16 protein-coding genes and 3 pseudogenes are annotated in these 21,034 nt (G+C 35.9%); 9 read left to right on the top strand and 10 right to left on the bottom strand.

Going from position 1 to position 21,034, the window contains the following annotated elements; all coding sequences use genetic code 11:
- Positions 1-65: 65 nt before the first annotated feature.
- Positions 66-750 (bottom strand): annotated as a pseudogene (locus RHABOEDO_RS00095) (transposase).
- 134 nt (positions 751-884) lie between these two features.
- Here RHABOEDO_RS00095 and gmd point away from each other — a divergent pair.
- Genes gmd through RHABOEDO_RS00075 form a run of 4 tightly spaced genes read left to right on the top strand, consistent with a single transcriptional unit; the run spans position 885 to position 5,488 of the window.
- On the top strand, positions 885-1,925 hold the full coding sequence (gmd, locus tag RHABOEDO_RS00090; protein ID WP_215217517.1) for a GDP-mannose 4,6-dehydratase: 1,041 nt from the start codon (positions 885-887) through the stop codon (positions 1,923-1,925).
- An 11-nt stretch (positions 1,926-1,936) separates the two neighbouring features.
- Positions 1,937-3,019 carry a glycosyltransferase family 4 protein gene (locus RHABOEDO_RS00085; RefSeq protein ID WP_220017622.1) on the top strand — a complete coding sequence of 361 codons (1,083 nt, stop codon included), beginning with the start codon at positions 1,937-1,939 and terminating at the stop codon, positions 3,017-3,019.
- Positions 3,016-4,128, top strand: a complete 1,113-nt coding sequence (locus RHABOEDO_RS00080) for a glycosyltransferase (RefSeq protein WP_215217515.1) — start codon at positions 3,016-3,018, stop codon at positions 4,126-4,128. The genes RHABOEDO_RS00085 and RHABOEDO_RS00080 overlap by 4 nt, the downstream gene beginning before the upstream one ends.
- Positions 4,100-5,488: a mannose-1-phosphate guanylyltransferase/mannose-6-phosphate isomerase gene (locus RHABOEDO_RS00075; RefSeq protein WP_215217514.1), complete on the top strand. Its 1,389-nt coding sequence runs from the start codon at positions 4,100-4,102 to the stop codon at positions 5,486-5,488. The genes RHABOEDO_RS00080 and RHABOEDO_RS00075 overlap by 29 nt, the downstream gene beginning before the upstream one ends.
- 267 nt (positions 5,489-5,755) lie before the next feature.
- On the opposite strand, the gene RHABOEDO_RS11230 is transcribed toward RHABOEDO_RS00075, so the two are convergent.
- The 4 genes from RHABOEDO_RS11230 to RHABOEDO_RS00055 all read right to left on the bottom strand — a co-directional run bounded on the left by RHABOEDO_RS11230 (position 5,756) and on the right by RHABOEDO_RS00055 (position 9,462).
- Positions 5,756-6,199 (bottom strand): autotransporter domain-containing protein, encoded by a 444-nt coding sequence (locus RHABOEDO_RS11230; RefSeq protein ID WP_256439924.1) that lies wholly within the window; start codon positions 6,197-6,199, stop codon positions 5,756-5,758.
- A gap of 12 nt (positions 6,200-6,211) precedes the next feature.
- A complete protein-coding gene (locus tag RHABOEDO_RS00065; protein WP_215216421.1) occupies positions 6,212-7,246 on the bottom strand; it encodes an IS630 family transposase in 1,035 nt (344 codons plus the stop codon).
- Between the two features lie 73 nt (positions 7,247-7,319).
- Positions 7,320-8,354 (bottom strand): IS630 family transposase, encoded by a 1,035-nt coding sequence (locus RHABOEDO_RS00060; protein WP_220017621.1) that lies wholly within the window; start codon positions 8,352-8,354, stop codon positions 7,320-7,322.
- Positions 8,355-8,427: 73 nt separating this feature from the next.
- The gene (locus RHABOEDO_RS00055) at positions 8,428-9,462 is read right to left on the bottom strand and encodes an IS630 family transposase (protein WP_220017620.1); all 1,035 of its coding nucleotides are present in this window, start codon (positions 9,460-9,462) and stop codon (positions 8,428-8,430) included.
- A gap of 84 nt (positions 9,463-9,546) precedes the next feature.
- Here RHABOEDO_RS00055 and RHABOEDO_RS00050 point away from each other — a divergent pair.
- Both RHABOEDO_RS00050 and RHABOEDO_RS00045 read left to right on the top strand, forming a co-directional pair.
- Positions 9,547-9,822 (top strand): annotated as a pseudogene (locus RHABOEDO_RS00050) (transposase); the annotation flags it as partial.
- Positions 9,823-10,725: 903 nt separating this feature from the next.
- Positions 10,726-12,570, top strand: a complete 1,845-nt coding sequence (locus RHABOEDO_RS00045; RefSeq protein ID WP_215217734.1) for an OPT family oligopeptide transporter — start codon at positions 10,726-10,728, stop codon at positions 12,568-12,570.
- A 234-nt stretch (positions 12,571-12,804) separates the two neighbouring features.
- Here RHABOEDO_RS00045 and RHABOEDO_RS00040 read toward each other — a convergent pair whose 3' ends face one another.
- Together RHABOEDO_RS00040 and RHABOEDO_RS11260 are read right to left on the bottom strand one after the other, a co-directional pair.
- Entirely contained in the window at positions 12,805-13,818 is a 1,014-nt protein-coding gene (locus RHABOEDO_RS00040; RefSeq protein ID WP_215216525.1) for an IS30 family transposase, read from the bottom strand.
- Between the two features lie 72 nt (positions 13,819-13,890).
- Positions 13,891-13,968, bottom strand: a pseudogene (locus tag RHABOEDO_RS11260) (transposase); the annotation flags it as partial.
- Between the two features lie 243 nt (positions 13,969-14,211).
- Here RHABOEDO_RS11260 and RHABOEDO_RS00030 point away from each other — a divergent pair.
- From RHABOEDO_RS00030 to RHABOEDO_RS00020, 3 genes are all read left to right on the top strand, one after another.
- On the top strand, positions 14,212-14,655 hold the full coding sequence (locus tag RHABOEDO_RS00030) for an IS1634 family transposase (RefSeq protein ID WP_220017618.1): 444 nt from the start codon (positions 14,212-14,214) through the stop codon (positions 14,653-14,655).
- A gap of 268 nt (positions 14,656-14,923) precedes the next feature.
- Positions 14,924-15,454, top strand: coding sequence for a hypothetical protein (locus RHABOEDO_RS00025; RefSeq protein WP_220017617.1), 531 nt, complete (start codon positions 14,924-14,926; stop codon positions 15,452-15,454).
- 263 nt (positions 15,455-15,717) lie between these two features.
- On the top strand, positions 15,718-16,302 hold the full coding sequence (locus RHABOEDO_RS00020; RefSeq protein ID WP_220017616.1) for a hypothetical protein: 585 nt from the start codon (positions 15,718-15,720) through the stop codon (positions 16,300-16,302).
- On the opposite strand, the gene RHABOEDO_RS00015 is transcribed toward RHABOEDO_RS00020, so the two are convergent.
- From RHABOEDO_RS00015 to mutL, 3 genes are read right to left on the bottom strand one after another with little or no spacing between them, the layout of a single operon-like run.
- Positions 16,299-18,092 carry a sensor histidine kinase gene (locus RHABOEDO_RS00015; RefSeq protein ID WP_215217313.1) on the bottom strand — a complete coding sequence of 598 codons (1,794 nt, stop codon included), beginning with the start codon at positions 18,090-18,092 and terminating at the stop codon, positions 16,299-16,301. The two genes, RHABOEDO_RS00020 and RHABOEDO_RS00015, sit on opposite strands and share 4 nt — an antisense overlap.
- Before the next feature lie 25 nt (positions 18,093-18,117).
- The gene (locus tag RHABOEDO_RS00010) at positions 18,118-19,191 is read right to left on the bottom strand and encodes a M24 family metallopeptidase (protein WP_215217314.1); all 1,074 of its coding nucleotides are present in this window, start codon (positions 19,189-19,191) and stop codon (positions 18,118-18,120) included.
- Entirely contained in the window at positions 19,175-20,860 is a 1,686-nt protein-coding gene (gene mutL / locus RHABOEDO_RS00005) for a DNA mismatch repair endonuclease MutL (protein ID WP_215217315.1), read from the bottom strand. The genes RHABOEDO_RS00010 and mutL overlap by 17 nt, the downstream gene beginning before the upstream one ends.
- Positions 20,861-21,034 lie beyond the last annotated feature (174 nt).

Raw genomic sequence — 21,034 nt, 5'->3', positions numbered from 1 at the left:
AATAACTATTTTTTCACTTAAGCATAAAACAGGTATCTCTTTCAGACAAGCTCTTAAGAGCCTGTTTAAAATCTTTTCAAAAGTAGAACAATAAAAGCGAGAACCACCATATTCAGGCTTGTATGTAGTTTTCTTTCGCAATTTTTCCATAGCCTGCGACATTTTTCTATCCACGCAAAAGAACGCTCTATAACCCATCTTTTGGGAATAACTGTAAAAGTATGAAGTGTATTTCTTTTGGCTATTTCTAACATACATCCTAATATTTCCTGGACACTTTTTGCAAATCTTTCTCCAGAAGATCCTCCCTCTGCTAAAACATTTTTTACACCGAACAAATGGTTTTATGTAGTGAAAATGCTTCTATACACCCATTTGTGAATCGCATGAGGAAGCCCTTGGGTATCGACTGCTATATGTCTTTTTATTCCTGATATTTTTTTCCCCGCATCATATCCTTATCTTTTCCGCTGCATCAGTATTTTTAACACTTTGAGCATCAATAATTACAAAGCTTGTTTTCTCTTTCCGACCACTGCTTTTTCTGACCTCGCCAACCCATTTTTTTTAAAACTATTTCAAGAGTACTCTTAGAATTTTTATCATCTTTTTTATTTCAAAGAGGGAAATAATAATCACATAATTCCCATTTAGGATAATCTATGGGTAACATACGCCAGTAGACTCAAGTATTAGATGGATTTTGCTAAATTGCTTACGAGAGATATCGCTTGGATAAGAGCGGGTCATAATTACCTCCAAAGGTTTTATGAAAACTATCATTAATGCCTTAACTGAAAAGATTTTAAACAGGCTCTAAAGCTTTATATATAATTGTTAATATGTAAAAATGATTCTAGTATTTTATTGAAAAGGAAAAGCTTATGAAAACAGTGCTTATTACAGGAATAACAGGACAAGATGGATCTTATTTGGCAGAGCTCTTGCTAGGAAAAGGTTATGAGGTGCATGGAATGGTGCGGAGATCTTCTCATTGTAATCTAGGAAGAATTTCTCATCTGCATAAAGATCTACATTTACATGAAGGAGATCTTACCGATTCAAGCAATGTAGAAAGCATAATTCAATCCGTCTTACCAGATGAAATCTATAATTTAGCAGCGATGAGTCATGTTGGCACCTCTTTTAAAATGCCTATACATACAGCAGATGTGGATGCTCTAGGAACAATGCGTTTACTCGAAGCAATACGTAAGATCTGTTCAAAATCGAGATTTTATCAAGCTTCTACTTCAGAGTTATTTGGCAAAGTACAGGAAACTCCTCAAACGGAAAAAACTCCTTTTTATCCTAGATCTCCTTATGGAGTAGCAAAGCTTTATGCTTATTGGGCTGTTGTTAATTACAGAGAAGCCTGGGATCTATTTGCGTGTAATGGGATTCTATTCAATCATGAAAGCCCACGTCGAGGAGAAAATTTTGTATCTCGTAAAATTACCCTAGCAGTAGCTAGAATTATGCACAAACAACAGGAAAGACTACAGCTTGGCAATCTAGATGCAAAAAGGGATTGGGGTTATGCTAAAGATTTTGTAGAAGGCATGTGGCGTATATTGCAGCAAGCTACTGCAGAAGATTTTGTATTAGCTACAGGAGAGATGACAAGCGTCAGAAATTTTGTAGAGCTAGCTTTTCAGGAAGTGGGTACTACTATTGAATGGATAGGGCAAGGAATAGAAGAAAAAGGGATTGATTGTCGAACAGGACGTGTACTAGTAGAAGTTAATCCACAATTTTTTCGCCCTTCAGAAGTAGAACTACTCATAGGAGATCCTACCAAAGCTATACAAAAAATAGGATGGAAGTCTCATACCAATTTAAAAGAGCTTGTTAGTCTCATGATTAATAGTGATCTAAAACTAGTGCAGCAAAGCGTTAGAAAAGAAACCGAGGTTTGTTTTTGAAGAAGGTTTGTGTGGATGCAAGAATGCTTGTTCAATCTGGCATTGGTACTTATCTAAAAAATATATTGGAGCATTTAAAACAAGCTCCCATACACTGGTATGTTTTAATTCATCCTCATCAAAAAAACTCTTATTTTGATGGGATGGAAGTGATCCCCATTTTTACACCTATTTATTCACCAGTAGAACAAATAGACTTTGCTAGGAAAATCCCCTCTTGCGATCTTTTTTGGTCTCCTCATTTTAATGTTCCTATTTTCCCTGTTTCTTCTAAGAAAAGACTAACCACTATTCATGATTTATTTCATTTAGCCTATCCTAAATTATTGAGTCGATTAGAGCGTTTTTATGCAGGGTTTTTGATCAAACAGGCAGCTTATCGGTCTGATCAAATCATTACAGATTCTCATTTTTCAAAAAGCGAATTGTGCAAATATACCAACGTTATAGCAAATAAAATAGAGGTGATTCCTCTGGCGGTTGATTTAGATAGATTCTCACCGAAAAAGGGAAGTCATCAAATATTAGAGAAGTTTAATATTAAGAAAAAATTTTTGTTGTATGTAGGAAATCTCAAAGTTCATAAAAACATACAAGCCTTGCTTTTAGCCTTTGATTTGTTAGATAAACGAGGGTTTTCCGAAATAGATTTTGTTTGTGTTGGCAATTCTAAAGACATGAAACGCCTCGATGATTCATGTTTTAAACAAAGCTTGCAGCATTTAAAGCACCGATTGCATTTTGTGGGAAATGTTTCGGATGAAGAGCTCGTCGACTTTTATAGAGCAGCTGTGTTAATGATATTTCCTTCTTTATATGAAGGTTTTGGCCTCCCACCTTTAGAGGCAATGGCTTGCGGTTGCCCCACCATCTGTTCTTACGCGGCATCTCTGCCAGAGGTTTGTAAGACAGCAACACTTTACTGCAACCCCTATAACTATCGACATATAGCAGAGCTTATTGAAAAAGTAATGATAGATGTTGATTTAAGACAACAATTGATTAACAGAGGATTACAACTTGTAAAAACCCTAAGCTGGGAAATATCTGCGCAAAAACATTTGGAAAAGATCGATCAGTTAATTGAAATATGACAACAGCAATTGTTTATGACTGGCTAGTGGAATCAGCGGGTGGAGAAAAAGCTCTAAAGGCTATTTATGAGCTTTACCCCTCTCCTATCTACACTCTTGTTCATAATCAAAAGACATTTAAATCTGCCTTTTTAACAAAAGAAATCCATACTTCTTTTATCCAGAAAATGCCTTTTGGATCTAGCTGCTATCGTTACTATCTTCCCTTTTTCCCCTTAGCAATCGAGCAGTTTGATGTAAGGGATTATCATGTGGTGATTTCTCTTTCACATGCAGTAGCAAAAGGGGTATTGACTCACCCAGATCAGTTGCATTTGTGTTATTGCTTCACTCCTATGCGTTATGCCTGGGATTTAATGCATTGTTATTTAGAAAGAGCAGGAATATGGCAAAGAGGGTTTGCCCGATTTGCTCTTCATTATTTACGCAATTGGGATATTGCATCACTTAACCGAGTTGATCATTTTGTAGCAATTTCTCATTATATCGCTCGCCGCATTCGTAAACTTTATGGTAGAGAATCATCTGTGATTTATCCTCCGGTTGATGTTGAGCGTTTTTGTATACAAGATAAAAAAGAAGATTATTTCATCACGGTTTCTCGTTTGGTGCCTTATAAAAGAGTGGATTTGATAGTAAAAGCTTTTTCTTACCTACCTCAACATAAACTCCTTGTAATTGGTAGCGGGCCTGAAATGAAAAAAATTAAACAATTAGCCACAAAAAATGTAGAAATCTTAGGCTATCAGCCCGATGAGATCATGCATTCTTATGTAGCTAAAGCCAAGGGGTTCATTTTTGCTGCTGAAGAAGATTTTGGTATTTGCGTTTTAGAAGCGCAAGCAGCAGGGGTCCCTATCATTGCCTTTGGGAAAGGAGCGACGTTGGAAACCGTTATAGAAAACCAGACAGGAGTTTTTTTTGAAAAACAACAATTGGCTAGTTTATTAGATGCTATTGCTCGTTTTGAAAAAAAAGAGTTTGATCAAAATAAAATTTATCAACACGCGCAAAAGTTTAGCAGAAAGAGATTTCATGCGGAGTTTCGCAATCTTGTTGATAAAAAAACCGAGGAAAAATATGAAAGCCATCATTTTAGCAGGCGGTAGTGGAACAAGGCTATGGCCTTATTCCCGTAGAGAAATGCCTAAGCAATTTTTGCATTTTGGAGAAAAACGCTCTTTATTACAGAAAACCATTGAACGATTTATTCCTATTATTGACCCAAAGGATATTTTGGTTGTAACCAGTCAAGATTATTTTCATTTGGTAAAAACACAAGCCATGGAAATTTCTCTTCTGTTAGAAAATCAGATTTTAATAGAGCCAGAGCAAAAAAATACAGCACCTGCTATTGCGCTTGCTATTTGTTATCTAACTTCTTTCTTAAAAATTTCTTCTCAAGAGTGTGTTTTGATTTGCTCCTCAGATCATCTGATTTGCCCTCAAGAGATATTCATCCATGCTTTAGTCGAAGCAGAAAAAATCGCACAAAAAGCAAGAAATGTAATTTTTGGTGTGCGTCCTAATAAACCAGAAACAGGCTACGGTTATATTAAATTGGGTTTGCAAGAACAAGAAAATATCTATCACGTAGATAGTTTTGTAGAAAAGCCTGATTTTGCTCTGGCGCAGAAATATTTACTTTCAGGCCAACACTTATGGAACTCTGGTATTTTTTTATTTCAAATTGAAACGTTTATTAAAGAACTTCAAAAGCACTGTCCAGAAATTGGCATAGGAATTTCGGGAGATTTCAAAGAGTTTGTAGCTAGATTTTCTGAACTACCAAATCTTTCTATTGATTATGCCTTAATGGAAAAATCCACTAATACAAAAGTTGTGCGTTTAGATCTTAATTGGTCAGATGTAGGATCTTGGGATAGTGTGTATGACTTTCTAGAAAAAGATCAGCATAATAATGCAAAAATGGGAAATGTTTTAGATATAGATACAAAAAATTGTTTAATCATGGGCAACAAACGTTTAATTTCTACTATTGGATTAGAAGATTTAATCGTTGTAGAAACCGCAGATGCGTTATTTATTGGAAAAAGAAGAGAATCTCAAAGGGTAAAGGCTTTAGTAGAAGAGTTGCAAAAGCGAGAGACTAAGGAATCTTATTTGCATCCTACATCGCATCGTCCTTGGGGTCATTTTACCGTATTAGAAGAGGCAGAGCGCTATAAATTAAAAAGAATCGTAGTTGAACCTAAGCAGAAACTGAGTTTGCAAATGCATTACCATCGTAGTGAGCATTGGGTAGTGGTAAAAGGAACGGCTAAAGTTACCATCGATCAACAAGAAACTATTCTATCTGAAAATGAAAGCATTTTTGTGCCTAAAAGAGCGATTCATCGACTAGAAAATCCTGGTAAAGTGTTACTAGAATTGATAGAGGTTCAAGTAGGCGAATATGTGGGAGAAGATGATATTGTTCGTCTAGAGGATGTCTATCAAAGAACATGAGCACATTACCAATTCGCTTAAAGTGTAATAGACAAGACTTAAATTCACACTTAGTGGTAAATATAGTGGTTCCGATTCAATCGTATAGAAGAATATAGGATTAACGACAAGGTTCAAGTCGTTGACTTGAACCCCATTAAGCTAGCCGTTTGAATCGGTACTACCATGTTATCAAAAGTTGGCAAAAAAAACCAAAAAGTTTTAGAATTAACCCAATCCATTACACTTTGGGACTAAACATCTACATAAGACGGTCAAAAGCAAGAGTTAAAAACTCCAACACGCATTTATATTCATTTCATTCACTGTTGATTTTTTTCCAAAAACCCCTTCATATCCTATAGATAACTGGATGTCTCCTTGGCGGGAGACAAGAAATTGCGCACCCACGAGCAATTGATCGATTGTTTGGTGAAAGCTAGAAGTTGTAAAATCAGATTTACAAAATGTTCCCCCTCTAAACTTAGAAGCGTAATGAAGGCGCATTAGAGAAGTTGTTCTCAACCAACCTAGATTGACACTAGGAACTAAGCAAAAACCAGCAACACATGATTCTTTAGTGACTTTAATATTGACCAAAGAGCGTAAAAAGGAAGAGCATTTGCCTTTTATAGAAAGGTCAATAGACTGAGCTCCTTTTTCTTTAAATTTTTCTTGGAACGAGTTTGTTTGATCTAACCTGATTTCAGGTTGAACGAAAAAATTGTCTATACTAGTGCCGATTCAAACGGCTAGCTTAATGGGATTTAAGTCAACGACTTGAAACTTGTCGTTTATCCTACATTTCAAAATATCTGTTATTTTCGGTATCTCTTCTAAGAAGAATCCTCTAATTGCCTGAAAAAAAGTCACCGACGTTTCGTAATATCGATTGTATACCTTCTTTTCCTTTAAGATCTTCCACAAGCGTTCAATAGGATTCAAATTCGGCGAATAAGGAGGGAGATAGTGCACTTTAATCCTAGAAGACATCAGAAACTCTTCTAGTTTCTTATTTTTGTTTGATCTTGCATTATCCAAAATTACATGAATAATTCGAGCCTCTGTCTGTTTTTCTAGCTTCTTGAAAAAATCGAGCATTGCATCGGCATCAACTGTCTTATATTCCTCTGTAAAAATCTTCATTCCTGTCAGGCAAAGAGCTCCAGCAAAATGCAATCGCAATTGTTTCCCGGATGTCTGCAAAGTCTTTTGAACGCCTTTTTTGATCCATCCACATACGGCTTGGGACTGATGTTCAGGATGCACAGCATCTATGAAATAGATCTCTTCATCAGGGTTTAAGGTCTCCTTTAAAGCCCTATATTGTTCTATGAAAATTCGTTGTTTTTCAGGATCTAATTTCCCAGGAATCTTTTTAGGACGTTTATAAACAAATCCGTGCTGTATGAGCCAATCTGTCATGCCACTTCGGGAATATTTTATCCCATATTGCTCATGCACATAAGCTATGATCCCTTTGACTTTAAGATAGGTCTTTTCCTGTAGGTGTTTTAGTAGAGACTCTTTTTGGTCTTGTGAAAGTTTTGATTTGCTACCGCCTCGAGGGCTACTTCCAGTTTTATTTTCGGAATCATATTCTCTGAGGTATTTCTGAACAGTGATAGGGCTTATCCGGAGTGTTTTAGCAAGATTTTTTGTTGAGATACCCTCATCATAGCCCAAAATTACACAAAGCCTATTCCGTTCAGAATAGTCTTTTGGATGCTTTAACTTGTGTTCTAAGTCAGCTCTCTGGCTAGGGATCAGTTTTTTCATACTCAATAGCTTAACACAAAACAAAATATTTTTCTATACGATTGAATCGGAACCACTATATACTAGTGCCGATTCAAACGGCTAGCTTAATGGGATTTAAGTCAACGACTTGAAACTTGTCGTTTATCCTACATTTCAAAATATCTATTATTTTCGGTATCTCTTCTAAGAAGAATCCTCTAATTGCCTGAAAAAAAGTCACCGACGTTTCGTAATATCGATTGTATACCTTCTTTTCCTTTAAGATCTTCCACAAGCGTTCAATAGGATTCAAATTCGGCGAATAAGGAGGGAGATAGTGCACTTTAATCCTAGAAGACATCAGAAACTCTTCTAGTTTCTTATTTTTGTTTGATCTTGCATTATCCAAAATTACATGAATAATTCGAGCCTCTGTCTGTTTTTCTAGCTTCTTGAAAAAATCGAGCATTGCATCGGCATCAACTGTCTTATATTCCTCTGTAAAAATCTTCATTCCTGTCAGGCAAAGAGCTCCAGCAAAATGCAATCGCAATTGTTTCCCGGATGTCTGCAAAGTCTTTTGAACGCCTTTTTTGATCCATCCACATACGGCTTGGGACTGATGTTCAGGATGCACAGCATCTATGAAATAGATCTCTTCATCAGGGTTTAAGGTCTCCTTTAAAGCCCTATATTGTTCTATGAAAATTCGTTGTTTTTCAGGATCTAATTTCCCAGGAATCTTTTTAGGACGTTTATAAACAAATCCGTGCTGTATGAGCCAATCTGTCATGCCACTTCGGGAATATTTTATCCCATATTGCTCATGCACATAAGCTATGATCCCTTTGACTTTAAGATAGGTCTTTTCCTGTAGGTGTTTTAGTAGAGACTCTTTTTGGTCTTGTGAAAGTTTTGATTTGCTACCGCCTCGAGGGCTACTTCCAGTTTTATTTTCGGAATCATATTCTCTGAGGTATTTCTGAACAGTGATAGGGCTTATCCGGAGTGTTTTAGCAAGATTTTTTGTTGAGATACCCTCATCATAGCCCAAAATTACACAAAGCCTATTCCGTTCAGAATAGTCTTTTGGATGCTTTAACTTGTGTTCTAAGTCAGCTCTCTGGCTAGGGATCAGTTTTTTCATACTCAATAGCTTAACACAAAACAAAATATTTTTCTATACGATTGAATCGGAACCACTATATACTAGTGCCGATTCAAACGGCTAGCTTAATGGGATTTAAGTCAACGACTTGAAACTTGTCGTTTATCCTACATTTCAAAATATCTGTTATTTTCGGTATCTCTTCTAAGAAGAATCCTCTAATTGCCTGAAAAAAAGTCACCGACGTTTCGTAATATCGATTGTATACCTTCTTTTCCTTTAAGATCTTCCACAAGCGTTCAATAGGATTCAAATTCGGCGAATAAGGAGGGAGATAGTGCACTTTAATCCTAGAAGACATCAGAAACTCTTCTAGTTTCTTATTTTTGTTTGATCTTGCATTATCCAAAATTACATGAATAATTCGAGCCTCTGTCTGTTTTTCTAGCTTCTTGAAAAAATCGAGCATTGCATCGGCATCAACTGTCTTATATTCCTCTGTAAAAATCTTCATTCCTGTCAGGCAAAGAGCTCCAGCAAAATGCAATCGCAATTGTTTCCCGGATGTCTGCAAAGTCTTTTGAACGCCTTTTTTGATCCATCCACATACGGCTTGGGACTGATGTTCAGGATGCACAGCATCTATGAAATAGATCTCTTCATCAGGGTTTAAGGTCTCCTTTAAAGCCCTATATTGTTCTATGAAAATTCGTTGTTTTTCAGGAGCTAATTTCCCAGGAATCTTTTTAGGACGTTTATAAACAAATCCGTGCTGTATGAGCCAATCTGTCATGCCACTTCGGGAATATTTTATCCCATATTGCTCATGCACATAAGCTATGATCCCTTTGACTTTAAGATAGGTCTTTTCATGTAGGTGTTTTAGTAGAGACTCTGTTTGGTCTTGTGAAAGTTTTGATTTGCTACCGCCTCGAGGGCTACTTCCAGTTTTATTTTCGGAATCATATTCTCTGAGGTATTTCTGAACAGTGATAGGGCTTATCCGGAGTGTTTTAGCAAGATTTTTTGTTGAGATACCCTCATCATAGCCCAAAATTACACAAAGCCTATTCCGTTCAGAATAGTCTTTTGGATGCTTTAACTTGTGTTCTAAGTCAGCTCTCTGGCTAGGGGTCAGTTTTTTCATACTCAATAGCTTAACACAAAACAAAATATTTTTCTATACGATTGAATCGGAACCACTATAGAAGCATTTTCACTACATAAAAACAATTTGTTCGGTGTAAAAAATGTTTTAGCAGACGGAGGATATTCTGGAGAAAAATTTGCAAAGAGTGTGCAGGAGATATTAGGATGTATAGTAGAAATAGCTAAAAGAAATACACTTCATACTTTTACAGTTATTCCCAAAAGATGGGTTGTAGAGCGTTCTTTTGCGTGGATAGAAAAATGTCGCAGGCTATGGAAAAATTGCGAAAGAAAACTACATACAAGCCTGAATATGGTGGTTCTTGCTTTTATTGCTCTACTTTTGAAAAGATTTTAAACAGGCTCTTAGAAAATATACGTTCATTCATTAATATTACTTTAGGATTTTAATCCCAGGTTTCTAACAGAATGCTAGACGATAGATTTTCTCTTTCATTATCTTAAATATTTAAAGAACATTAAAAGAGGGTTAAGTTTGCATATCATAGATGTTATGGCTAACAAAAACCTCAAATCACGCTACTTTTCGTTTTTAAGAAAAATCAGTGTCAATAATTTGAAAGAATAAGTCAACTAGTATTTTAAAGTAATTTTTCTCTGTACAAGACAATTTTTTAGGAGCAGATAAAAAGAATAGCCCGCAAATATGACCAGATATCTGGCATAATACTTCTAGAAAGCAATCTTAAGAGGTATTATGAAACATAATTGCGAACTGAAAAATATTTTAGCAGAACATTTTGATTGGAAGAAGTCTAGACTAACCGTATTAGTCAATAGATCTCTTGCATAACCAATAAGCAATCTAAAATTTTAAAGTATTTTAATCCAGGAGATATGATTGTTTGAGCGATATAGCTGGAAATGCTTTTGTTAAGATTAGGAATCTATAAATGAAAGCTTTAAAATAAGGGGTTATGCAAGAAATCTACTCTCAAAAATTTAATTTCGAAAGAAGTCTAATGTATTAATAGGATTATTTGTAGTTAAGGACAGTAAATTTATTAGATCTTTCCACTATTTTATACAGTAAGGCAAAAATACCATCGAATTACAAGCGCCTTCATAGATTTTTTACATGGCTTATTTCTGTAAATAATTATCCTTAATTTGACTATGAAATTCATGGTATTGGTTTTAGGTTATCTTTTCAAGTTTGAAGTGCACAGAAGAATTAAAAAAAGAATAGTAAAAAATCTCTTTCCGCGGCATTTTCAAAAATAAAGAACTCTTCTTTATTATGAAAAATATTACGGAAAAAGCACCTAGAGAATTCACTCTACGCGCCATCTTGCTAGGGATGATCCTTGGATTAGTCTTTGCAGTTGGTAACGCGTATTTAGGTTTGAAAATCGGTACAACTGTCTCTGCTTCTATTCCAGCTGCTGTGTTATCCATGGCTATCTTACGCACTTTTTGTAAAAAGGTATCGATTTTAGAAAACAACCTAGTACAAACCATTGCCTCTGTAGGAGAAGGATTAGCTGCTGGGGTAATTTTTACCGTTCCTGCGCTCTTTTTTTTAGGAGAGCGTTTATCTGCTTGGCGCATTTTTGTATTAGCTGCATTAGGTGGAATTTTGGGTGTGCTGTTTATGATTCCCATGCGCCGTTATATCATTGTACATGAACATAAGAGGTTTCCCTTTCCAGAGGGGACCGCATGTGCTCAAATTCTACAAGCCGGAACCTCTTCTCAGAAAATGGCTTTTTTTGCCTTTTTAGGGATTATCGTAGGAGCTATTCATAAATGCTTTTCTGGAGCTTTTCAACTGCTAAAAGAAACTCCTAAATGGGTTCTGCCTTTTTTTCAAAAAACAGAATTTAGTATGGATTGCACTGCTGCATTACTTGGTGTGGGTTTCATCGTGGGCTCTCGTATTACTAGCTTGCTATTATGGGGAGGGGCTTTAGGATGGTGGATTCTCATTCCTTTAATCCAATTATTTGGCTCTAACCAGACCGTTATTTTCCCAGCAACCATACCTGTTGCACAAATGTCAGCGGAAGAGATTTGGGCAAACTATATTCGTTACATCGGCGCTGGTGCAGTAGCTATTGGAGGGTTGATTAGCTTAATAAAAATTACACCCATTATCCGTAAAACCTTCTCTGTTGGTTTAACGGAACTATTCCAAAGAACTCCTAGAAAAAATATACCAAGAACGGATCGAGATATTTCTCTTCGTTGGCTCATTGTTGGGTCTTTAGCCATTATTATCACTCTTTGGCTTCTCCCTGGATCTGCCATGAATTTAACGACTATCGTACTACTGGCTGTGCTAGGATTTTTCTTTGTAGCGGTTACATCCCTAACAGTTGGTATAGTTGGAAGCACTTCTAATCCTGTTTCTGGTATGACTTTAACAACTCTTCTTCTGACATGTTTAATTTTTGTCGCTATTGGTTGGACAGAGCGCATCTATCTGATTGCTGCATTAACGATGAGTGTGGTTGTCAATATTGCTATTGCTTTAGCAGGCACTACCTCTCAAGATCTAAAGACAGGTTTTTTACTCGGTGCAACTCCTAGATGGCAGCAGATTGCAGAGATTATCGGTATTTTTCTACCAGCCCTTGCCATTGGAACCACTCTATATTTACTAGATCAAGCCTATGGATTAGGCTCTGCGGAGCTACCAGCTCCGCAAGGTACCATGATGGCTTTAATTGCAAAAGGAGTAATTCAAGGCAATATTCCTGTTACCTTAATTTTGGTAGGCGTGCTTTTAGGTTTATCCATGGAACTACTTCGTTTACCTGTTTTGCCTTTTGCTCTAGGATTGTACTTACCCCTTTCTTTGAGCACTGCTATGATGCTAGGAGGAATTGTTTCCTTTTTTGTGAAAAAAAGAGAAAAAACAACGCACATGACCATGGCTTCTGAAAAAGGGATATTAGCTGCTTCTGGCCTTGTAGCAGGAGATGCTTGCACAGGTGTGATCATCGCACTGTTAACGGTACTTGGTATTATCCCTGCAATAGAGCATCCTTTTTTTTCTAATGCAATTAGTTTAAGCGTTTTCCTCCTTCTTGCAGTAGGGCTTGGTGCCATTTGTTTCTATAGAAGAGACAAAACCTCTTGATATATAGTAGTGCCAATTCAAACGGCTAGCTTAATGGGGTTCAAGTCAACGACTTGAAACTTGTCGTTATCCTATATTTTTCTATGCGATTGAATCGGAACCACTATATACTAGCAGGATCTTAGAATTTTTATCATCTTTTTTATTCCAAAGATGGAAATAATAATAACATAATTCCGGCCCTTTCAACCTTGAAGTGCACAAAAAAGAACATATAAATACTTGAAAAAACATCTATTGTGCACCCGAGCATAGCATGTTTGTAGATAATCTCGTAAACACTTCTAGTGGAGTTTCGAAGTTGAGAGCCTTTCTAGGTCTGTTATTTAGTAAAGTTTCCACCCTTTCTATATCCTTGGAAGTCGTATCTAAAAAGCTTTGTGTTTTAGGAAAATATTGCCTAACTAGTCCGTTTGTATGCTCATTTAAGCCTCTTTCCCAAGAATGGTAGGGCGTTGCAAAGTAGAAGTCTGTCTCTAGCTCGAAACTAACCATTTGGTGATAGGCAAATTCTTTTCCGTTGTCTGCTGTTAATGTGTGTACAAAATCTTTGATAGGTTTAAGTTGTTCAATTAACGCTTGACTTACTTCCTCTGCAGTTTTATGAGAAACTTTGGCGAGCTTAGTTAGCTTGGAAGTTCTTTCTACCATTGATACAATTACGCCTTTATGTCCTGCCCCTATGACTGTATCTAGTTCCCAGTCTCCTAAACGAGTCTTTTTTTCTACAATACAAGGCCGTTGCTTAATATCTATACGACCAGGCATGTTCCCTCTTCCAGAAGCTCCCTTTCTCTGCTTGTTATATTTTTTCCCTCGATGACGGAGCTCTCTATAAAGCTGTCCTCCCTGTCGTTTATCTTTCCAGATATGATTATAGATGGTCTCATGACTAACATGTTCTTTACCATGTCTTTTAAGCCATCCGGATATTTGTATAGGGCTCCATTGCAACTTGATTTTTTCTTCAATACGGGTAACTATTTGAGGAGTCATTTTTTTATTGGGCTGAGAATTTTTTCTAAGAAATGCTTTTTCTTGAGCTTGCTGATGACGGTATCCTCGTTGCCCTTTATTTCTCTTAAGTTCCCTACTAATAGTGCTATGATGAACTTTTAGAATGTTTGCTATTGAGCTAGATGTATCTCCTCTAGCTTTTAAAATATAAATCTGACATCTTTGGTCATAGGTTAGGTGATGGTAGCCTTTAGGCAAGGTCTCTCCTTGTGTTTGATTGTTAAAAATCACAATAGAGATTCTTTCATCGCCTGCCTATTCTTTTTTTAATTCTTCTGTGCACTTCAAACTTGAAAAGACTTCCCATTTAGGATAATCTATGGGTAACATACGCCACTGGCAACCACTTTTTAAAATGTACAAAATTCCACAAAAGATATAAAATGCTTTTTTCTTCTGATTGAAGGGCTTCTGCAATCCCTCGTACATCATTTTTATCGGTCTTACCTTGTTCATTTAATACACAGATAAAAGTTCTTTTCATTGATACATCTAATCCAATATAATGCTTCATGGGTTGCTTCTCATTTTTTTTGCTCTTTAACGAGCAGTTTTGAGATTTGAAAAAATCTCGTTTATATTGGAGAGTTTAACCTACTCCGTTTAAGGAGAAACCCCTTTTTTGTGTACAATTATGGCATGTCTGTTAGTAAGTATCTAGGTCGAGGCAAACCAAAAAATGGGGCTGAAAAGGTCATAGTTGACTATAAAATGGAAACATCGTTTAGAAGAAATCAAGAAAAAATTAACAATATCTTGAATAAGAAGGGAAGATTTATTTTGGCTACTAACGAATTGGATTCAGAAGGCTATAAAGATAAACAAATACTAGAGGAATATAAAGAACAGCAGAATGTGGAGGGAGGATTTCGTTTTTTAAAAGATCCTTGGTTTATGGTCGACTCTATTTTTCTTAAATTACCCAGAAGAATAGAAGCTCTGATGATGATAATGACTTTATGTTTAATGATTTATAATATTGGCCAATATAGGTTAAGAGAGCAACTGAAAGCACAAAAAAGTACTTTACTTAAATCAGCTGAGTCAAGGAAGTGGCAAACACTTTAAGGTGGATGTTCCAAGTTATGGAAGGAATAGGTGTGGTCTATTTTTACGATGAATTGCTTTCATACACTATTCGAGAAGTGATCACTAATCTCAACGAGATTCGGAGAAAAATCATTTTATTATTTGGGGAAACAGCTACTCGAATGTATGGATTAATTCAAAAAAATCGCGCTGTAGGTCTAGGAATGTAGGATTTATCAGCTTTAAGGATGACTTAAAAATGCCTAAGAAAAAGCACTCCATTACCTTATTAGAAGTTTTGATTGGCTTGATTCTAGCAGGGATCATATTGAGTTTTCTATTTTCTTTGCTTAGGCAAACGTTAGAGAAAAAGCAGGAAATCACTCAACTAAAACAAACCATTTTTCCTCGTGAAATGATGCGTTTGAGAATGAATCAAATCATAAATTCTCTGGCTAAAAACGAATCTGGTATCTATGTAGATTCCTATGAAGATCATCCCGCATTGTCTTTTTACTATAAGAATAAAGATAAAGATATAAATTTTTGTGGAACGATTCATTCTATGCTTTATGTAAATGAACATAAGCAGCTTGTTTTAAGCACTTTTTCTAAACAAAATAGTAAAAGGGATGAGGTCTTATTAGAAAATATTCAAGCTTTTACCTTTGAGGTATTTGACCCAACAAAAGCTATTTGGGAATCTAAATGGCTAAAAACAAAAACACAACTTCCTGAAATGATTTGCCTACACTTAAAAATAGATCAGGATACCTATGATCTGGTGTTATTTGTTACAGAACCAAAAAATCCTATTATCTATATTGTAAAATCATGAATGTAATCCCCTTTATTCTTGCAATTTTTGCGATTTTTACTTTCCTATCCAACTCCTTATTAAAGGATATAAAAGAGACAGGAGTATTAATACATAAGATAGAAGATTTTTACCAGTCGAAACAAAAACACTTTAATGGCGTAGCAGGTCTTAGCTATAAGTCACTTACAACACAAAAACAAGGAAATACGCCTAAAGCTCCGGTAAAACGCAGGACAGAATACAAATCTCCTCGTCTTTCACAAGCACTCAAAGGGTCGCAATTGAATCTGTATCCTTTAATTCAAGAACAAGAACCTCAAAACCATCCTTTTTATGCTATTACAGCTAGGCTTTTATGTCTGATCTACCCAACTATATTACCCGATAACCAAGCAGCTTGCACTTTGTTAAATGCTTTGCTTGCTAAAGCAAAAATACTAAACGAACCTATTTTGAGCGAACTTATGCCAGAAGACCCTCTTCTACAAGAGAGCTATTATAAAATCATTCAAGGGACTAACCAATACGATATTCAACAAAAAAAAGGAATCCCACCGCTTGCCGATTTTTTCATGATTCATAAAAACAGAGCTTGTTGTTATTTATGCTCCGCTCATTTTTTTGTTTTACAAGCAATGTTTGGAGAGGAGTTCACTCATAAAATTATTGCAGGTGAAAAGAAGAAGTGGGAAAGCGGGAAAACAAAACTATTCAATAAACAAGAACTAGAATCTTTGATTAAACAATACCCAACAGAAACAGCTTTGTATGAAACCATCAAAAAATATTGCCGAGCACAATTACATCAAAAAAAGACAGTTTCTAAAAAAACCCAAAATGGACTCAGCTTTAGAAAAGAGGATTAAACAGGTAGTATCCGTTTTAACTTAGGCAACAAAATAGTAAAGGTAGTCCCTACGCCTATTTCAGATTTTACCGAAATAACCCCGTGGTGGTTTTCGATAATGGTCTTTACAATGGAAAGACCCAAGCCGGCTCCTCCTAAACGTCTTGAATGCGCTTTATCTACGGTGTAAAATCTCTCAAAAATATGCTCAAGATCTGCTGTTGGGATGCCTATCCCCTTGTCTTGGATGGTAATAGAGACCTCTTCTGATAGTTGTGTAATTTGCACCAAAATTTCAGCCGGAGGAGGAGAGTATTTGGCAGCATTATCCAATAGGTTAATAACTGCTAATTCTAAGATATCTGGATCAGCTGCTACAAGAATTGATTCCTCACTTTTCTCAATGTGAATCTTAGCCTTTTCATAAATGGACAATACGACTTGGCGACAGGTTTCTACAACAGCTACCACATCACATTCTGTAAATCGAGAGGGAGGAAGATTTTCTAAATCAGCTAGAGTCAATAGATTTTTGACCAAGCTATCCATACGCTGACAATTACGAACGATTTTCTCCGTGATTTCTATAACAACATCGCGCGGCAGGTCTGGCAAATCCTGCAGAGTCTCCGCAAAACCTGTAATAATGGTAATGGGAGTGCGCAATTCATGAGAAGCATTTGCTACAAAATCTTTCCCCATCTCCAGTACTTTGTAATGACTGGTATTATCCTGCAGAACCACAATAGCTCCACTTCGATGGTTTTTAGGGGCTGCAATAAGATCGATATATTTCTTCTTTCCATTGATAACGATCATAGAATCGGTTAGTAAAGCACGTTTTTTTTGGCAGCTTTCTAGCAATTGTCTACATTTATTGAGTAACTTGGCATCAGGTGTTTCTTCCAAAATAAAAGTAAACCTATTTCCTAATACTTCTTTTTTAGATAACCTTAGCATTTTACTAGCCATAAAATTGATATAGCGAATATGCATCTCTGCATCTACCGCGATAACTCCTTCTCCTAGGGAATCTAAAATAGCTTCTTTTTCATTTCTCTCATCAACAATTTGTTTAATGTGAAGACGTAAATGCTCTGAAAGAGAATTTAATGTTTGTGCTAATTGATAAAACTGATCTTTTTCATCGATAGAATCGCTCAACACAATCGGATTAATGACGGTTTCTACTCCTAACTGATAGGGTTTGATCGCACGAATAATTTGTTGAATAGGATAATTAATCCGATGAAAAATCAACCAAGTAATTGCAGCAAAAAATAGCATGGCCAGAAAGCAGAAAGCCAAAAACCACATTTCAAATTCACGAGTAAATTCATGCATTTGAGAAAAGGGAATAGCTGTTCGCAAAATGTATGTTTGGTTATTTACATGAAAGGGAAGCGTAATATACGCCAGCTTTTCTGCTTCTTGTTTATTATAACCTATAAAATACACAATTTTGTGCCCTAAAGCATCTACAACCTCTGAGTGTGTTAAAGGATTTATCTCTTCTCTTTTAGTCACTTGTTTTAAAGAAGAATCATATAATGCTTCGCCTTTATCATTAAAAAGAGAGACATGAAAAAAGATATAGTCATCTGCATCTTGCAGAAGAGTTAAAATTTGCTGTTCATTTCGTGCTTTCTCTAATAAATTCACAAGGTAAGAAGTACTTACATGTAAACTATTAAATAGGATTCTTTGCACCGATTTAGTAATAAACGGAAAAGCAAAAGCAATGAAAACCACAAATAAAAAAATATGGCTGAGTATGATTTTTTGACGAAATCCAAGCTTGTTTTTCATAATGATTTATAGCTTTTTTTTATGATTATTCGTGTGGGTCAATGGGGTAAAAGAAACGATATCCTTCTTCTGTAATAAGAATCATATCTTCATACCGCACTCCACCAATATCTGGTAGATATAATCCTGGTTCAATTGTTACAACCATATTTTTTTGCAAAACCACTTGTGCTTCCTTCCCTTGGTGAGAAATTCGAGGAAATTCATGCGTTCTTAAACCAATTCCATGACCTAGACTATGCACAAAAAATGGCTCTAAATCATGTTTTTTAAACACCTCTCGTGCTGCTAAATCAAGTTCTGCAAGTATGGTTCCTGGAATACAAAGATCTAAAGCTGCTTTTTGAGCTTGCTTTACAATCTGATATAAATAAGAAAGCTGTAAGTGCGGTTCTTCAAAAAAAACAACTCGTGTCATATCGGAATGATAGTGATCGACAACGACTCCAATATCTATTAAAACGATATCTTTTGATTGTAAGGCCACATTTTGGCTATGGTAATGAGGCATTGCACTATTTTTACCAAAAGCAATAATGGGTTCAAAAGCCAAGCTATCCGCCCCTTGCTGCAAACAGAAAATCTCAAATTCTTTAGCCAATTCCTTTTCTGTAATCCCCACTTTTAAAAGAGAACAAATATGAGAAAAACCTCGTCTTAAGAGTTGAGCGCTCATGGTAATCTTCCCAATCTCAAACGCATCTTTAATCGCTCTTACATTTTTAAGTAAGCTAGAATGAGCAATGAAATCTTTGTTATATTTCTGCAGCTCAAGATATCGCTCATAAGAGACCTTTTCAGAATCAAAGGCTATTTTTTTAAACAAGCTATGTGCAAAAAATTCTTCCCAAGCAACCTGTTGATCTCTTTCAACTGCTACAACTGCTTTTTCTATAGCTGATTGAAAATATCGATCATCTACAAGTAAAAGCTGCTTTTTTCGAGTCAACAAAAGAGATCCTTTAGATAGAGATAAACCGGTCAAGTAATAGAGATCTATGGGATCTTCAATTAAACATGCTTCTATAGAACTCTCTAACTGCTCCCATAACCTAGCTATTCTTTTCAAAAAAACTTCCTTTTCATTTAAACCAATCATCTATTTGTACCTTTGTAATACAACTTATAATCCTTTTGCCTAAAGGGCAAAAAAGAGGATCTGGTAAACAAAGCAATTGCTCTACTAACCTCAGGGCTCTATCTTGTGAAAATGGCTGTTTATTTTTACGAACCCATCTGCATAAAATGGCTGCATATCTTCTATTCCTCTCTTCTTTATTACCTTGTAAACACTCTAACATGAGATCTCTTACTTGATCTTGTTTCATAAATGCAGGTATAGCCTCTACTAAAAAAGCAGTCTTGCCAATGGGATAAACTCTCAAACCTAGCTGATGCAATTCATCTAATATGCACAATATCCCCTCGCTTTCTGCTTTGGAAAAAACTATAGTATCGGGTAATAACAAGGCTTGTGATCCCTTAGGTTCTTGATTTTTCCTCATTTTATCGAATAAAATCTTTGATTCTGCTGCATATAAATCAATCCCTATCATGGCTATGGTTTCTTTTGTGTCTATTATTTTCAATAAAGCAGATTGAGGATGTAAAAAAAGATAATGAGAAAATAACCCTATGATCTCTATTGCATCTATAAATGATTCTTGTTTGAATTTAGGTAAAGATTCACATAAAATATGTGCAGATGGTTCTTTTATCCAAAAAGAGGTTTCTTGATGCCCATATGAAATAGGCATGAGTCCAGTTTGATTTCCGCTTCTTTTTTCTAACGCTTTTTCCACAGCTAATTGAATCAAATTTTTGGTATATTTTTCTTCCTTTAAACGAATTTCTTTTTTTTGTGGGTGGACATTCACATCTATTAAATGCGGAGCAATTGTACAATGTAGAACAAATAAAGGATGACGATCTTTTTCAATGCGCGTAGAAAAAGCATCTCGCACTGCATAACTAAAAATAGGGCAAACAACAACTCGACGATTGACAAATAGGTACTGCCCCGAACGATTTACGCGCACTTTTAAAGGAGAGGCTACAAATCCCATGACCTCAAAACTTTCTTGCTTATGTGCAATTGTATGAATATCCTCTACAAAATCATTACTAAGCAGAGTCTTAGCACGCATAAGTATTTCTTCTTGCCTATTTTCAGAAGCACAAAAATCAAAAACTCTCTTATCCTGATGCCATAAAGAAAGCCCTGTTTCTGGATAAGCTAAACTCAAAAAAGTCATTAATTTGGTAATCTCTGCACTACTTGCTGAAACACTTTTTTGAAACTTTTTGCGAGCAGGAACGTTATAAAATAAAGAACGCACCTCCACACTACTTCCCTTCACTCTAGGAGCAGGATCTATGGATAAAACCCTACCAGCTTCTACTTCCAGCTTAACCCCTACCGATGCATAAGAAGTAATTAATGTAACCTTAGAAATAGCAGCAATCGAAGAGAGTGCCTCTCCTCTAAATCCCATTGTAGATAAATAAGATAAATCTTCTACTTTCTGGATTTTAGATGTAGCATGATGTGTAAAACAAAGCAGAGCGTCATCTCGGCTCATACCTGATCCATTATCACTAACAGTAATGCTTTGAAATCCTCCACTCAAGATTTCCACTTTAATTTGAGATGCTCTTGCATCAACAGCATTTTCCACCAGTTCTTTTACTACAGATGCCGGATTCTCTATTACTTCCCCTGCAGCAATCTGATTAATGGTTTGTTCATCTAAAGTTCTGATCTTCATATAGCTCTAAAAATACCGATATAAATACGATTACAATAGTATAAAGAACAAGATATAAAAGAACACACTCGAAGTCTCCTTATTTTCCTCAGGGCTTACGCATGAAGAATTTCCTTTGCACCTATCAGATCTAATAAATAATCTTTACGACATGATGCATAGATGTGCTGATAA

The sequence above is a fragment of the Candidatus Rhabdochlamydia oedothoracis genome (assembly GCF_019453995.1).
GTDB classification, from domain to species: domain Bacteria; phylum Chlamydiota; class Chlamydiia; order Chlamydiales; family Rhabdochlamydiaceae; genus Rhabdochlamydia; species Rhabdochlamydia oedothoracis.
Note: the sequence above shows the minus strand (reverse complement) of the source record. Positions and strands in the feature narration are given on the sequence as shown.